This is a genomic window from Corynebacterium ihumii (genome assembly GCF_028609825.1).
Lineage (GTDB): Bacteria > Actinomycetota > Actinomycetes > Mycobacteriales > Mycobacteriaceae > Corynebacterium > Corynebacterium afermentans.
The window spans coordinates 1,473,710-1,488,064 of sequence record NZ_CP063190.1 but is presented as its reverse complement, the minus strand read 5'-3'; the positions used below and the strand labels follow the sequence as shown (position 1 = coordinate 1,488,064).

Genomic DNA, 14,355 nt, shown 5'->3' with positions numbered 1-14,355 from the left:
CCACACCCTAGCTGGATTTTGCGTGGCGCAGCAGGGGAAACCCCACGGAATAGGCCAGCACATTCGCGCCGGGCAAGTGCTGCGCCACCTCGTCGGCGTCCGCGTCGAAAACGAATAGCTCGCGCCAGTCGCGGGTGGCGTAGACCAGCCCGGTCTCCGGCCGCAGAACGGCCTCGAAGTGGCGGTGCAGCAAGGTAAAGGGGCGTGGGTGGGAAAGCCACCAGGCGGCGGGGGAGTCGTGTCCGTCCACCTCGAAGCCTCGCGGCAACTCGTCGCAGTCCAGCGCGACGCTGGGGCAACGTACTAAGAACTCCACGCCGTCGTCGCGCTGCGCGCGGGATATCAGCTGTTCTGCTGAGACGTTCCACAGCTGATGGGCGCTCACACCCGCGGCGCCGACCTCTTGGTGGGTAAGGCCGGTGGAGTCAGGCGAGTCGAAGACGCACATCAAGCCAGGCGAGAGGCTGATAAAAGCGGTGGAGGTGCTAAAACCGGCGGCGATGCGCGCGCGAGTTGCCGCGCCGTCCACGTGCGCAAGCCGCAACGTGATCGCCGTGGCGGGAACAGGTGCGTGTTGGAGAAGCTGCATGGCTAATTAGACGCAGCCGCACCCGCCCCGGTTCCCTAGAGGCCGAAGATTTTTCTAAAACGGCGGCTGCTCGTTTAGCCCCAGCGCCTCAAGCAGCTGGTCGGCCTGCCAGATCTGGATGTCCTGGCCTTTGTCCTTCAGCTCGCGAGCGCGTTTTTCCTTCGAGGTCATCGTGGCCCATTCGCCCACCACCAGCACGGTGGTCTTCTTTGTCACGTTCTTGCCCACCTGCGCGCCCTGCTCGGCGATCTTTTGCCACAGCTCACCCTTGTCGTGCGGCTCAAACTCGCCGGTCAGCGTGACGTGTTCGCCGTACAGTGGCGCGTTCGGGTCCGCCTCGGGGTCCGGCTCCGGCACGGTGTCCGGGGTGGCCACGGACTGCCAAGGGCGCTGGGGACCTTTATTGTGCTGCGCCCGCTTGGCAGGGCCCGCTTGATTCGAGCCCTGCGGTGCCGCCGATGCCGCAACCGCGGCAGCCACTCCGCCCTGGGCCGCCTTTTCCGCCTGCATCGCGCGGCCCGCGCCGGAGCGGTCGCGCAGCACCGGGGTCACGCGGGCGGCGTCGATGGAGCCGAGCGTGAAACCGGAGTCGTGCACGAAGCTCATCAGGCTGCCGGTGTGACCGGCCTGGCGCGCCAGGCCCACCATCACGCCCGCGCAGGCCGCGGCGTCCTCGCAGGCGTCGTGGTGGTTGTCCAGCGTGATGCCGAAGTGCTCCGCCAGGGTGGGCAGGCGGTGGTTGGCCACGTCCAGCTTGGTGGCACGCGCCTGGGCGAGGGTGCAGGCGAACAGCATCTGGGGCACCTCGACGTCGGATGCCTGGCAGGCGTCGCGCAGCGCGGAGGCGTCGAACTGGGCGTTGTGCGCCACCAGAGGCAGATCGCCGACGAACTCGGCCATCTTCGGGATGCAGTCGCACACATCCGGCGCGTCGGCGACGTCCTGCTCGGTGATGCCGTGGATGGCCACGTTGCCCTCCTCGAACTGCGCGAGAGACGCCGGCGGCTTGCACAGCCACGAGGCGCGGTCCACCTCCTCGCCGTCAACGATCTTTACCAGGCCGATCTGGCAAATCGAGCCCCAGCGACGGTTCGCGGTCTCCACGTCGAAGCCGACGAAGGAAAAGCCAGGGATGCCGGCGCCGCCGGCCACGGTGCCGGTGGCAGGAGCGTGGCCGTGCTTTGCGTCGTCGAGAAGCTTGCAAAGCTCGGCGGGGCCCTCCTCGTCGCCGGGGGCGAACCAGACAGCCACAGTGCCGTCGCCGGCAGTGTCGATGTCCACACGCGGACGGGTCCACGCGTCGCCCGGCACGGAGGTGGTGCCTGCGATGTCGGCGATGGCCACCTCGCGGGAGTTGCTGCCGCCGCGCAACGATGCCGCGAGTGCGGTGGGAGTGAGGGTCAGTGCCTCGTTGGTCACGGTCAACGTTGCGCCGTGCGCGGTGATCATTACTGGCTGGCCTCCGAATTTCCTTCGCCTGCAGGTGGTTGGGTGCGGCGCAGCACCACGGTGGAACGCTGGCCCACGGTCACAGCCGCGCCGGGCTGGACCGGCTCGGCGTCTTCGCGCACGCCGAGCGCCTCGGTGGTGTCCACGACTACCTCCCACTCGTCGCCGAATTCGGCGTCCGGCACCGTGAAGTCGATGTCTTCGTAGTGGGCGTTGAACATCAACAGGAAGGAATCGTCCACCACGCGCTGTCCGCGCGCGTCCGGCTCGGCGATAGCTTCGCCGTCCAAGAACACCATCAGAGCACGCCCGAACGGGGTATTCCAATCGTCCTGCGTCATCAGCGTGCACTCGGGTGTCAGCCACGCGATCTCACGGCCGTGCTCCTCGTCGCCCAACGCGCCGCCGGCGAGAAAGCGGCGGCGGCGGAACACCGGGTGGTCGCGGCGCAGCTCAATCAGCCGACGGGTGAAGTCGTGCAGGTCCGACGCTTCTTCGAGCCTGGACCAGTCCATCCAGGCGATCTCGTTGTCCTGGCAGTAGACGTTGTTGTTGCCGCCCTGGGTGCGCGCGATTTCGTCGCCGTGGGCGAGCATCGGGGTGCCCTGGGACAGCAGCAGGGTGGTCAGGAAGTTGCGGCGCTGCCGCGCCCGCAGGTCCAGCACCTCCGGGTCGTCCGTCTCGCCCTCCGTACCGCAGTTCCAGGAGCGGTTGTGGCTCTCGCCGTCGCGGTTGTCCTCGCCGTTGGCCTCGTTGTGCTTGTCGTTGTAGCTGACCAGGTCGTTGAGGGTGAATCCGTCATGGGCGGTGATGAAGTTAATAGACGCGGTGGGGCGCCGGCCGTTGTGCTGGTACAGGTCCGACGAACCGGTCAGCCGCGAGGCGAACTCGCCGAGGGTGGAGTCCTCGCCGCGCCAGAAGTCGCGCATGGTGTCGCGGTACTTGCCGTTCCACTCGCTCCAGAGCGCAGGGAAATTGCCCACCTGGTAGCCGCCTTCGCCCACGTCCCACGGCTCGGCGATGAGCTTGACCTGGCTGACCACAGGGTCCTGCTGCACCAGGTCGAAGAAGGTGGCCAGGCGGTCCACGTCGGAAAACTCGCGGGCCAGGGTGGAAGCGAGGTCGAAGCGGAAACCGTCCACGTGCATGTCCGTGACCCAGTAGCGCAGCGAATCCATGATCAGCTGCAGCGAGTGCGGGTAGCGCACGTTAAACGAGTTTCCGGTGCCGGTGTAGTCCATGTAGTGGAACTTGTCGTCGTCCACCAGCCGGTAGTACGCCTCGTTATCGATCCCGCGGAAGGCGATGGTTGGGCCCATGTGGTTGCCCTCGGCGGTGTGGTTGTACACCACGTCCAGGATGACCTCGATGCCCGCCTCGTGGTACGTGCGCACCATCTGCTTGAACTCGGCCACCGCGTCACCCGGCGCGGTGGAAAAGGCGTAGTTGTTCTCCGGGGCGAAAAAGCCGAACGTGTTGTAGCCCCAGTAGTTGCGCAGACCTAGGTCCCGCAGGCGGTCGTCCTGCAAAAACTGGTGCACCGGCAACAGCTCGATGGCGGTGACGCCCAGGTCCTTGAGGTAATCCACCATCACCGGGTGCGACATGCCGGCGTAGGTTCCGCGCAGGTCCTCCGGGATGGCGGGGTGGGTCTGCGTCATGCCCTTGACGTGGCACTCGTAGATGACGGATTCGCCCTCCGGGATCTTCGGCGCACGGTCATCGCCCCAATCGAAGAACGGGTTGATCACCACGGACAGCATCGTGTGGCCCAACGAGTCCTCCTCGTTGCGGCCGGTGCCCGGCTCGTCGGCGTGCATGTCGTAGGAAAACAGTGAGGAGTGCTGGTCGAATTCGCCGTCGAAGGCGCGCGCGTACGGGTCCACCAGCAGCTTGCTCGGATCGCAGCGTTTGCCGTTGTGCGGATCCCACGGCCCGTGCACGCGGTAGCCGTAGCGCTGGCCCGGGCTCACTCCGGGCAGGTAGGCGTGCCAGACGTGGTTGTCCACTTCCTCCAGCGGGATGCGGGTCTCCGCTCCGTCGTCGTTGATAAGGCAAAGCTCCACCTTCTCCGCGACGCCGGAGAACAGTGCGAAGTTCGTGCCTGCGCCGTCGAAGGTGGAGCCCAGGGGGTAAGAAGAACCGGGCCAGACGATGGTCTCACTCATGGGGTCACAGCTTAGTGCCCCCTCAGACACTTCGCTTTAGGCCGTCGAGCAGGAAGGTCACCGCCGCGGCGTGCTCGCCTGCGCCGTCCGACTCCGCAGGCGCGCCAGTGGCCTGCGCCAGCTGCGCGGCGGATTGCTGCACCGCCGCGTCGCCCAAGGTCAGTCGCAGCAAACCTCTGGCGGCGATGCGCACATTGCTTTCCGACGCCGCTTCGCCCAGCCACGCCCTAACCGACGCCGCGAACCGGGTTTCCAACTCCTTTTGCACCTGCGAGCCGGGCTGGCTCACCGCCGCGACGACGACCTCCGCGCCGTCGCGGGTGGCAAGCAGCGCTTCGCGCAGCTTTCGGCTCAGACATGCGGGGTCCGGCAGGGGGCCGTTGATAAGCACCTGCACAAGCTCTTCCGCCATGGTGGCGATGAGTTCCTGCTTGTTGGAGATGTGCCAGTACAACGCTCCGGGCGCGACCGAAAGTGAGGTGGCTACCCGGCGCATGGACACGTCCGCGAGCCCGTACTCGGCGAGGATGGCCAACGCCGCTTCGGTGATGCGCTCACGGGTTAATAGCATTCCTCCAACATAGACGCACAAAGGTCACCTGCGGCCGAAAAGGCTCTACGCGTCCTCACAGAAAGCCTCCAGAATGCTTATATAGATGTCCAACGAGTGCAACAGTGAGTAGTTGGTACTATTTCTGAATGGATCTTCACCGCGACTGCATGTGCTGATGCCGAAAAACACAGAAAAACACAGTCGCGGGTGCCAGCCCGCACCGAATTTCCGGGCGGGTCCGACAACGAGAGGTACAGGTATACCGTGAAGTTGCAAACGAAGAAGGGCTTGGCAGTGACGACGGCGGCGCTCGCCCTCGTACTCCCGCTCACCGCGTGCGGGTCCGACGATGAAGGAACCTCCGGCGGTCTGTCCACCGCCGCCGAGGCGCCTGAGGCGTCCGCCGCGAACTCTTCCACGGAAGCCTCTGCGGAGAAGTCCGCGAAGTCTGAAAAGACCGAGAAGTCTGCAAAGTCCGAGAAGACTTCGAAGACTTCCGAGAAGGAAAAGAAAAAGGAAGACAAGTCGGACGACAAGCAGAAGTCCAACCAGGCACAGGGTGGCGAGGAGCAGCCGCCGACACTGGTCAACCCGTTTGAAAACGGCATGCCGGAAAACACCAATGAGCCGTTGGCCAACGGTGAGGAAGGCAGCGAGGACGACCGCCGGGAGTTGGAAGATACCGCCCGCGCCGTGCTCAACCCGGGATCGTTTGCGGACTGGACCCCGACCATCCTGGAGAACTCGTGCAAGGCCGTGACCGAGCCGATGCTCGAGGAGCTTGAGCGCCAGGGCATGAGCCTGGAGCAGGTCCAGGAGGCCAGCCGCCTCGCCGAGGAGCAGGGCCAGGGCATCGAGCTGCCGGAGACGGAGGTCAGCCTGGATGACGTGCGTATCGACGGCGACCGCGCGTCGGCGAGCCTGACCGCGAAGAGCGAGCACGGCGAGGAAACCTCGACCATGATCTTCCAGAAGGAAGACGGCCGCTGGAAGCTGTGCAACTAAACCGTAGATCCACACTGAGCGCCGGAGCTGGGCTCCTGGCGCTCGGTTGCGTTTTGGGCATCCTCGGCGGTGGGATGTGGGCGCTCGTGCGGCCCGCGTACATCGGCGTGGTTGAAGGCGGCGGGCTGCGCGTGGACCAGGCGGAAAGCCCCGTCAACGCCGAATTCGCAGGCTTCGGCTCGTTCGCTCTGCTGACCACCCTGGCCGGTGTTGTGGTGGCGGTGGTGGCGCTGGTTGCCGCGAAGCGCGGGAAAGTCCGTGGCTCCGTGGCCTGGCTGATCTGGGCCGGAATCGTCAGCGCGGTAGCCGCCGTGGCGCTCTACATCTTCGGCGGCTGGTTCGTGGGACTTATGCACCCCCTGCCGGCGCCCGAGGCGCTTACGGACGGCGACACGTTGACCATGGTGCCGCCCGTGCGACCAGGTGTCGCCTGGGCAGCGGGCCCGTTCGCGGCGGTGCTGGTGTACTGGACCGCCAACCTTTTGGCCTACACCAGGCAAGAGCGCTAGTTAGCGCCTCTGCCGGGCCAATCCACCACTGACTGGCCAGCCGTCTGCTGGCTGACGTGGTCGATGGCCGCCAAGCACGCCGCCATCGCAGAGATGACAAATTCGCTGACCTGCTCGGGTGCGGCGCCCTCAGCCACGAGCATGGTGGACTCGGCGTGCATGTGGGCGGTGCCGTCGAATTCGTGCAGGTAAGCGGCCGTGGCGCACGTGCGCTCGTTGACGTCGTTGCACACCAGCCACAGCGGCAAGAACGCGTCGAGGGCGTCGCGGCCGGTGTCCCACATGCCTGTCACCCGGGCGTAGCGCGGTCCCGGTTTGCCTTCGATAGTCAGCGCAAACGGCACGCTGTTGACACCGGTGGCGATCACGTCGTCCTCGCCGACCCCGTAGCGGAATTCCAGCTGCTCCAACGCGTCGGTGAGATCGCTCACGCCCACCGGCGCGATCTCACCTGCGGGCCCTTCCACTTCGCGGTAGAGCTCCGGTGCGGTGGACACCTCCTGCCGCCCGCCGCGCGGCAAGTGGCGCAGCAAGGGATGCCGGCCCAGCAGCAGTTCGGTGTCCTGGGCGCGCATCAGCTGCGGCGGCAGGGGCTGGTCCAGGCCCGCGTCCAAGAATCGTTCGCGCAACCGCCGGTAAAACGCGGCCGCGTGCTCGAGCGTGTCTAACAATTCGGCGGCCAGTTGATCGTCGCTAAGCCCATGCTTGATGTGCACGCCGCGGCGCATGCGCGCGCACAGATCCCCGGACTCCATCAGACGGTAGCTCGCCCACGGGCCAACTCGGTCGTGGTTCCAGGTATTGATAAAGCGGGCGAGCGCCATCGCGTGCTCGAAGTCGGTGGGGATGCGCTCCGCAGTGTCAATGACCAGCGCCATTGGGCGCGAGTAATCCACCCACAGGGCCACGGTGAAAGCGTGTGCACCGATGACCACGCGGTCCGGGCGCACCAGCGGTTCGAAGCCGAGGCCCTCCAGCAGTGCAGCGACGCGCTCGAGCGTGACCTCGCCGGGGCGCTGAGGGCCCGCCGGTGCAGCGTGCTTTCCCATACAGCGAGCATAACGCCCACTGTGAAGGCAGCATCCATGGATTCCTACGCAGCGTCTACAATGACGGCCGAATCGACTTGGTTGCGAAGGAGGTCTTTGCGGTGTCCGCTGTCGGGAATCCGATTTTGGTGGTGGTGCTCAGCCTTGTGGCGGGGCTTCTCGTCGGCGGAGTCTGGTCCAGCTATCAACGCGGAGCACCCCGTGCATTTACCGCGGTGCTTGCGCTTTTAGCTGTCATGGCCCTGCTTTTCGCAGCCCTCGCGCTTATGGAGGTGATGTGAGATGGCATGGTCCAAACAGCCGCTGACCCGTGGGGAAGTTGAATCGCTGACCAACGTGTGGCGCGCCCGGGGCCTGATCCCGGTCCTCGTTGCGGTGGCCTCGGCCTTCGCGGCGTGGGCGTTGCTGCTGCCTGTGGTCCCCACAGCCGTGATCGACGCTGGCCAGCCAGCCTCCCTGGCAGGGCTTTCCACCGGCGTGTTCATGTTCGCCACCGTGATCACCCAAATTTTCACCCCAAAGGCGCTGAAGACGTTCGGCTTCGGCTGGGTGCTGGCCATCTCCTCGCTGCTGCTGGGCATCCCCGCGTTCGGCTACATGCTCGGCATGGACGCCGTGCCGCTGTTGACCGTCAGTGCGATCCGCGGCATCGGCTTCGGTGCGCTGTCCGTGGCGGAAGCCGCCATCATCGCCGAGCTTGTCCCGCTGCGCCTGCTGGGCAGCGCCACCGGCATCTTCGGCATGGTCGTGGGCCTGGCGCAGATGGTGGCGCTGCCGTCCGGCCTGGCGTTGGTGGATAAAATCGGCTACGACGCGGTGTACGTGATCGCCGCCTCCATCGGCGCGGTTTCGCTGGTGGCCTGCCTGGCTATCCCGCCCATCCCACCGGCGGACCCGGACGCTGAAACGCAGCAAAGCGTGCGCGTGCCCATGTGGCACCTCGCGCTCGTGCCGGCGCTCGCCTTGATGTTTGTCACTACCGCATACGGCGCGATCACGAACTTCCTGCCGGTGTCCATGCGCGAGCTCGACCCGGTATCGGGCGCTGCGCTGGCGGGCGTGATGCTTGCCGTCCTCAACTTTGCTGCGATGGTCGCGCGCTACGTCGCCGGCCGCATTATGGACCGCCGCGGCTACCCGGGCTCCGTCGTCATCCCGTGCCAGATCATCGCCGCTGTCGGTGTGGCGCTGATGGCCATGATCCTGTCCATGGAGCTGCCCGCGTGGACCATGCTCATCGCCGCGCTGTTCTACGGCGCCGGCTTCGGCGGAGTGCAAAACGAGGCGCTGACGATGCTGTTCTACCGCCTGCCGCGCCACAAGACCTCGGAGGCCTCCGCGATCTGGAACATCGGCTTCGACGGCGGCACCGGCTTGGGCTCCACGTTCTACGGCATGTTGGTGGCGCAGATGGCGTTTGCCCCGGTGTTCGGCATCGCGTCTGCCGTGATCACCATCGGCCTGGCAATTACGCTGCTGGACCGCCAGCTGGGCCGCCACCGCGTGGTGGAAGTCAACAACCTGTCCGCGCGCTTGAAGTCGGTGCAGGTGCCGCGGCCCTACCCGCGCAAGCGCCAGTAGGCAGCGTGGGGGCTACACTACGCACCTATGAGCGAGACAACCTCCAGCCCGAAAACTGCCGCTGTTGCGGTGTTCGACCCGTTTGCGGGCGCGGATCCCGCGGTGACGGCGCTGCACGCTGCGTTGCGGGCTGAAGGTGTGGACACGGAGGTCACCTCTGACCCGGCGAATGCCGTCGCCGCGGATGGTCTCGTTATTGCCGTCTCCGTTGATGCCGCCGAGGCGCTGCGTGCTCTGCACAAAGCCCAGGCGGACCGCGTTGTGGGGCAGCGCCTCGCCGGTTCGCGCCCGGTGCTTGTGGTTGGCGCCGCCATGGACGCGCTGTTCGAGCGCGGCGCGGATGGCGCGGCTGGGTTCGGGGAGTGGCCGGGAGGCGTCGAGAAGCTAGATGCCCCCGTTGAACGAGCGGAGGTTGCGCCTGCGCAGGGTTCGCTGATGCTTGACGGTGCGCAGGAATTCGAGTTCAACGCTGCCACCGGCGCCCGCAACTTTGAGCTGCAAGAGGACGAGTTCATTGCCTACCCCAAGCTGAGCTGGGCGGGCGAGGTGCTCGCCGCGGTGGAAAACGGCCCACTGTGGGCGACGCGTTTCCACCCCGAGGCCTCCGGCGAGGCTGGCGCCGGCGTGCTACGAAACTGGATCGCCCAGCTGGGGTAGCGCGATGACGGGTATGACGGAGCTGATGGGCCACCTGCAGGCCGCGGAGGCGGCGGTTGACGCTGCCCGAGAGATCTTCGTCAACGAACTCGGGGCCGCGCCCGCCCTGCACAAAGGCTCTGGCGACTTCGCTACCGCCGCGGACCTGGCGGTGGAGGAACTTTTGCGCGACAAGCTCACCGGCGCGACCGGCATCGGCGTGTTCGGTGAGGAGCAGGGCGGCGAACTGGACGAGCACGCCTGCTGGGTGGTGGACCCCATCGACGGTACGTCGAACTATTCCACTGGCAACCCCAACTGCGCGATCCTGGTCTCCCTGCTGGTGGAGCGGCAGCCGGTGGTGGCGGTGGTGGATGCGCCGCTGCTGGAGATGCGCATGACAGCCATCGACGGCGAGCCGGTGCACCTCAACGGCGCGGCGCTGCCGCCGGTGAGCGCGGCCACGTCCGCGCCGCACGTGGGCGTCGGCTCCCTGCACTCCCGCGACCGCAGACGTATGCCGACCAGCCAGCGTCTGGACCTGGCCGGCGAGCTGGCGCGGGCGCACCTGCGTCCGCGGATTTCCGGCTCGGTGGGCATCGACCTTGCGTTTGCGGCTCAAGGTATCTACCAGGCCGCGGTGAGTTTCTCGCCGCACGTGTGGGATAACTCCGCGGGCATCCTGCTGGCGCGCAGCGCGGGAGCGGTGGCCACCGCCGGCGACGGCACGCCGTGGAAGCCCAGCAAGGTTGGGGCTGTGGTGGGCACCGCCAAAGCCCACGCCGCGGTGATGGAGGCGCTACAAACGGTCCAAAATGATGCGGGCGAGGAGGCTTAACGCATGACTACAGCTGCACAACCAGACAAGAAGGCCGCCCGCAAAGGGGCGGTCGCACTTGGTGTCGCGGGCGCGCTGACCTGGATCAGCTCGCGGATGGATTGGGTGCGCGCGGAATTCGTCGAAGACATCTCCGGCGGCGGCGAGGCAAGTGTCAACGGTGCGGACTGGTCCACGGAGACCGGTGCTATTGCCGTGCTGCTGCTCGCAGGGATGGTCGCGGCATTTGCTTTACGACGTCTCGGCCGCCGCGTCATCGGCGCCATCTGCGCAGTGGCGTCCGTGGGCTTGGCGGTGCCGGCGGTGCGTTTGCTGGTTGGCGGGGCGGATCCGGAGCGTGTGCACGCTCTGCTCACGGCGGGTGCGGACGAGGCGCAGCAGGGCAATTCCGCGCCGGCGATTGCGCAGTGGGCGGATATCACCTCTACTACGACGCAAGCGTTCGGCCCCGGGTTGGCGCTGGTGGCGGCGGTGCTCGGACTGGCCGGCGGGGTGCTGCTGGTCGCGCGGCCGGGCGAGGATTCGCCGCGGCAGAACAAGTACGAGAAGGAAACGGTGCGCCGGGAGAAGGTGCGCGAGGACTTGGAGGAGGACCCCCAGTCCGGCCGTGTGCTGTGGGACGCGATCAGCGCAGATATTGATCCGACCGATCCGCGCGGCGGCGGGGGCGGACCGGATTTCCGATCCTCGAAGTCCACCCGCTAGCCTTATCCGTGACAGGCCAGGCCCCTTGCAACTGGGAGGTAGCCATGCCGGCACCGAGCACACTCGACGATGTCGTCGCTGGTGTGCTTCGCGACGTTGCCAAGCGTGAGGCCGCCGTTTCCTTCAAAGAGATCAAAGCGCGCTCGCGCGATATGGCGCCGACCCGGGACGCCCGGGCGGCGCTTTTGCGTCATGGCTGCAGCTTGATCGTGGAGATCAAGCGCAACTCTCCGGTCTTCGGTCCCACCGGCGCGGGGCATTCCAGCATCGAGGCGCTGGCGCAAAACATCGAGGCCGGTGGAGCCCACCTCATCGCGTGCCAGACGGAACGGTTGCGTTTCGACGGCTCCCTGGCAGACATGGCCCAGGCCAGGGCAGCGGTGGAACTGCCGATGGTGTGCCGCGACGTGATCGTGGACCCGTACCAGATTCACGAGGCCCGCTGCTACGGCGCCGACGCCATCCCGCTGCAGGTGGGCATCTTGGACCAGGCCCGCTTCGAGGCGCTGCTGGACCGCGCCGAGTCCCTCGGCATAGCCGCCGTGGCGGAGGTGCGCACCCCGGAGGAGGCGGACCGAGCGCTGCGCGCGGGCGTGACCGTCGTGGCGGTGAACTCCTGGACTTTCGACACCAACAATTTGAACCGCAACGCCTTCGCCGAGATCGCGCCCGGTCTTCCCAGCGAGGTAATCAAAATTAGTCTGGGCGGCGTGTCCACCCCGCGCGATCTGATCAACGCAGCCTCCTGCGGCGCGGACGCCGTGCTCGCGGCGGAGGCCGTCATGGCCGCCGGCGATGTGCTCTCGGCGACGCGCTCGCTGGCCACCGCAGGCCAGCACCCCGCGTGCCCGTCGCGACGCTAAATGGCACACTGTTTGGCGTGCAAACGCTGAACTTGGCTAACATCCCGTCGCCGCCGCAGGGCGTGTGGTACCTCGGTCCCATTCCCATCCGCGCCTACGCGCTGTGCATCATCACCGGCATCATCGTCGCGATGGCGATCTCGCTGCGCCGCTACAAAGCGCGCGGCGGCAACCCGGAGACGGTGTGGGACGCAGCGATTGTGATCATCCCCGCCGGCATCATCGGCGGGCGCCTGTACCACGTGATCACGGACCACCAGAAGTACTTCGGCGAGGGCAAAAACCCCTGGCAGGCCTTCAACATCACCGCAGGTGGCCTAGGCATCATCGGCGCGGTCGCGCTCGGCGCTTTGGCGGTGTGGGTGATGATGCGGCGCAAGGGATTGCCGATTGCACCGCTTGCGGACGCGATCGCGCCGTCGGTGATCCTCGCCCAGGGCATCGGCCGGTTGGGCAACTACTTCAACCAGGAGCTCTACGGCGCGGAGACGAATGTGCCGTGGGCGCTGGATATCTACTACCGCGTGAACGAAGCCGGCCAGTACGCCCCGTTGACGGGCCGCTCCACCGGCGAGGTGATCGCGAGCGTGCACCCGACGTTCCTCTACGAGCTGATCTGGAACGTGGCGGTGTTTTTCGTGCTCATCTGGGCGGATCGCCGCTTCCGTCTCGGCCACGGCCGTGTGTTCTGGCTGTACGTGGCCGGCTACACGCTGGGCCGCTTCTTCATCGAGTTCATGCGCCGCGACGAGGCGAACCTGATCCTCGGCCTGCGCGTGAACACGTGGGTGTCCGCCATCTTGTTCATCGTCGCCGTGGTGGTCTTCTTCATGCTGCAAAAGGGCAGGGAGACCCCGGAGGAGGTGGACCCGGAGTACAACCGAGCGCCCACGGCAGACTCCCAGGATCGGGAGTACCGTGGGGCGCTGAAGAACACGAATGACACCTACGAAGGTGAGGTTGGTACACGTGGATAGAAGGACAAAGATCGTCTGCACCCTCGGCCCGGCTGTAGCCAGCAAGGATGCGATTTTGGGACTCGTGCGCGACGGCATGGACGTGGCGCGTTTGAACTTCTCGCACGGCGACTACCCGGACCACGAACAGAATTACCGCTGGGTCCGCGAGGCCACCGACGAAACCGGCCACGCCGTGGGCATCCTGGCGGACCTGCAGGGGCCGAAGATCCGCCTCGGCCGCTTTGAAGGCGACGGCAAGACCTACTGGGAAACCGGCGAGACTGTCCGCATCACCGTGGACGACGTCGAAGGCACGCACGACCGCGTGTCCACCACCTACAAGCAGCTCGCCCAGGACGCGAAGCCGGGCGACCGCCTGCTCGTGGACGACGGCAAAGTTGGCCTGGTCTGCACCGAGGTTGACGGCAACGACGTGGTCTGCCGCGTCACCGAGGGCGGCCCGGTGTCCAACAACAAGGGTGTCTCGCTTCCGGGCATGGACATCTCCGTGCCGGCGCTGAGCGAGAAGGACAAGGCTGATCTGCGCTTCGCGCTCGAGCTCGGCGTGGACATTATCGCCCTGTCGTTCGTGCGTTCTCCGGCGGATGTGGAGCAGGTCCACGAGATCATGGATGAGGTCGGCCGGCGTGTGCCTGTCGTCGCCAAGCTTGAAAAGCCCGAGGCTGTGGACGCGCTGGAATCCATCATCCTCGCGTTCGACGCAGTGATGGTCGCCCGCGGCGACCTAGGCGTGGAGATCCCGCTCGAGCAGGTCCCGGCAGTGCAGAAGCGCGTGATCCAGATTGCGCGCGAGAATGCCAAGCCGGTGATCGTCGCTACGCAGATGCTCGACTCCATGATTGAGAACTCGCGCCCGACGCGCGCCGAGGCGTCTGATGTGGCCAACGCGGTGCTTGACGGCGCGGACGGCGTCATGCTCTCGGGCGAGACGTCTGTGGGCGTCGATCCGCACAACGTGGTGCGCACCATGAGCCGCATCGTCCGCTCCGCCGAGACCATGGGCAGCGTGCCGCCGCTGAACCACATCCCGCGCACGAAGCGCGGCGTGGTGTCCTACTCGGCCAACGACATCGCCGACCGCCTCAACGCACGCGCGATTGTCACGTTCACCACCTCCGGCGACACCGCACGCCGCGTGGCGCGCCTGCACCCGGACCTGCCGCTTCTGGTGTTCACGCCGGTGCAGCAGGTGCGCTCGCAGCTGGCCATGACGTGGGGCGCGGAGACGTTCCTGTGCGAGCAGGTCCACAGCACCGACGACATGATCAAGGTGGTGGACCGCCAGCTTTTGGCAATGGAGCAGTACAAGGAGGGCGACACCATGGTCGTTGTCGCCGGCACCCCGCCGGGTGTTGCGGGCACGACGAACACCATTCACGTCCACCAACTCGGCGAGGACACGCGCAACCCCTAAGTAGTTAGGCTGGTGG

The 14,355-nt window shown here is 66.5% G+C and carries 14 protein-coding genes; 9 read left to right on the top strand and 5 right to left on the bottom strand.

The window, feature by feature from the left end:
- Window positions 1–7: 7 nt before the first annotated feature.
- From CIHUM_RS07295 to CIHUM_RS07280, 4 genes are read right to left on the bottom strand one after another with little or no spacing between them, the layout of a single operon-like run.
- Complete coding sequence (locus CIHUM_RS07295; protein WP_063938781.1) at window positions 8–589, bottom strand: hypothetical protein; 582 nt, start codon at window positions 587–589, stop codon at window positions 8–10.
- A 54-nt stretch (window positions 590–643) separates the two neighbouring features.
- Entirely contained in the window at window positions 644–2,038 is a 1,395-nt protein-coding gene (locus CIHUM_RS07290) for an exonuclease domain-containing protein (RefSeq protein ID WP_034998584.1), read from the bottom strand.
- Window positions 2,038–4,206: a glycogen debranching protein GlgX gene (gene glgX, locus CIHUM_RS07285; protein ID WP_273680171.1), complete on the bottom strand. Its 2,169-nt coding sequence runs from the start codon at window positions 4,204–4,206 to the stop codon at window positions 2,038–2,040. Before glgX ends, CIHUM_RS07290 begins: the two co-directional genes overlap by 1 nt.
- Window positions 4,207–4,228: 22 nt before the next feature.
- Window positions 4,229–4,777: a TetR family transcriptional regulator gene (locus CIHUM_RS07280; RefSeq protein ID WP_034998588.1), complete on the bottom strand. Its 549-nt coding sequence runs from the start codon at window positions 4,775–4,777 to the stop codon at window positions 4,229–4,231.
- Between the two features lie 246 nt (window positions 4,778–5,023).
- On the opposite strand from CIHUM_RS07280, the gene CIHUM_RS07275 reads away from it, so the two are divergent.
- Together CIHUM_RS07275 and CIHUM_RS07270 are read left to right on the top strand one after the other, a co-directional pair.
- Window positions 5,024–5,764, top strand: coding sequence for a hypothetical protein (locus CIHUM_RS07275; RefSeq protein WP_034998590.1), 741 nt, complete (start codon window positions 5,024–5,026; stop codon window positions 5,762–5,764).
- Window positions 5,765–5,817: 53 nt separating this feature from the next.
- Window positions 5,818–6,273 carry a hypothetical protein gene (locus tag CIHUM_RS07270; protein ID WP_034998598.1) on the top strand — a complete coding sequence of 152 codons (456 nt, stop codon included), beginning with the start codon at window positions 5,818–5,820 and terminating at the stop codon, window positions 6,271–6,273.
- On the opposite strand, the gene CIHUM_RS07265 is transcribed toward CIHUM_RS07270, so the two are convergent.
- Window positions 6,270–7,322 (bottom strand): YbjN domain-containing protein, encoded by a 1,053-nt coding sequence (locus tag CIHUM_RS07265; protein ID WP_034998599.1) that lies wholly within the window; start codon window positions 7,320–7,322, stop codon window positions 6,270–6,272. The genes CIHUM_RS07270 and CIHUM_RS07265 overlap by 4 nt on opposite strands.
- Before the next feature lie 282 nt (window positions 7,323–7,604).
- Between CIHUM_RS07265 and CIHUM_RS07260 the strand changes: the two genes are divergently transcribed.
- The 7 genes from CIHUM_RS07260 to pyk are packed head-to-tail and all read left to right on the top strand — an operon-like array spanning window position 7,605 to window position 14,339.
- A complete protein-coding gene (locus CIHUM_RS07260; protein WP_051106356.1) occupies window positions 7,605–8,903 on the top strand; it encodes an MFS transporter in 1,299 nt (432 codons plus the stop codon).
- A 27-nt stretch (window positions 8,904–8,930) separates the two neighbouring features.
- On the top strand, window positions 8,931–9,560 hold the full coding sequence (locus tag CIHUM_RS07255) for a type 1 glutamine amidotransferase family protein (protein WP_034998601.1): 630 nt from the start codon (window positions 8,931–8,933) through the stop codon (window positions 9,558–9,560).
- Window positions 9,561–9,564: 4 nt separating this feature from the next.
- The gene (locus tag CIHUM_RS07250) at window positions 9,565–10,377 is read left to right on the top strand and encodes an inositol monophosphatase family protein (protein WP_316244761.1); all 813 of its coding nucleotides are present in this window, start codon (window positions 9,565–9,567) and stop codon (window positions 10,375–10,377) included.
- Window positions 10,378–10,380: 3 nt separating this feature from the next.
- The gene (locus CIHUM_RS07245; RefSeq protein ID WP_034998603.1) at window positions 10,381–11,082 is read left to right on the top strand and encodes a TIGR02234 family membrane protein; all 702 of its coding nucleotides are present in this window, start codon (window positions 10,381–10,383) and stop codon (window positions 11,080–11,082) included.
- Window positions 11,083–11,126: 44 nt separating this feature from the next.
- On the top strand, window positions 11,127–11,945 hold the full coding sequence (locus tag CIHUM_RS07240) for an indole-3-glycerol phosphate synthase TrpC (RefSeq protein WP_034998605.1): 819 nt from the start codon (window positions 11,127–11,129) through the stop codon (window positions 11,943–11,945).
- Window positions 11,946–11,971: 26 nt separating this feature from the next.
- Complete coding sequence (lgt, locus tag CIHUM_RS07235; protein ID WP_074432022.1) at window positions 11,972–12,922, top strand: prolipoprotein diacylglyceryl transferase; 951 nt, start codon at window positions 11,972–11,974, stop codon at window positions 12,920–12,922.
- Window positions 12,915–14,339 carry a pyruvate kinase gene (gene pyk, locus CIHUM_RS07230; protein ID WP_034998608.1) on the top strand — a complete coding sequence of 475 codons (1,425 nt, stop codon included), beginning with the start codon at window positions 12,915–12,917 and terminating at the stop codon, window positions 14,337–14,339. The genes lgt and pyk overlap by 8 nt, the downstream gene beginning before the upstream one ends.
- Window positions 14,340–14,355 lie beyond the last annotated feature (16 nt).

Bases quoted from the DNA above. Each gene is read 5' to 3' on its own strand.
- CIHUM_RS07240 (WP_034998605.1), top strand. From the start codon at position 11,127: ATGCCGGCACCGAGCACACTCGACGATGTCGTCGCTGGTGTGCTTCGC.
- CIHUM_RS07280 (WP_034998588.1), bottom strand. From the start codon at position 4,777: ATGCTATTAACCCGTGAGCGCATCACCGAAGCGGCGTTGGCCATCCTC.
- CIHUM_RS07250 (WP_316244761.1), top strand. From the start codon at position 9,565: ATGACGGGTATGACGGAGCTGATGGGCCACCTGCAGGCCGCGGAGGCG.
- CIHUM_RS07260 (WP_051106356.1), top strand. From the start codon at position 7,605: ATGGCATGGTCCAAACAGCCGCTGACCCGTGGGGAAGTTGAATCGCTG.
- glgX (WP_273680171.1), bottom strand. From the start codon at position 4,206: ATGAGTGAGACCATCGTCTGGCCCGGTTCTTCTTACCCCCTGGGCTCC.
- CIHUM_RS07295 (WP_063938781.1), bottom strand. From the start codon at position 589: ATGCAGCTTCTCCAACACGCACCTGTTCCCGCCACGGCGATCACGTTG.
- CIHUM_RS07290 (WP_034998584.1), bottom strand. From the start codon at position 2,038: ATGATCACCGCGCACGGCGCAACGTTGACCGTGACCAACGAGGCACTG.
- CIHUM_RS07255 (WP_034998601.1), top strand. From the start codon at position 8,931: ATGAGCGAGACAACCTCCAGCCCGAAAACTGCCGCTGTTGCGGTGTTC.
- CIHUM_RS07245 (WP_034998603.1), top strand. From the start codon at position 10,381: ATGACTACAGCTGCACAACCAGACAAGAAGGCCGCCCGCAAAGGGGCG.
- CIHUM_RS07265 (WP_034998599.1), bottom strand. From the start codon at position 7,322: ATGGGAAAGCACGCTGCACCGGCGGGCCCTCAGCGCCCCGGCGAGGTC.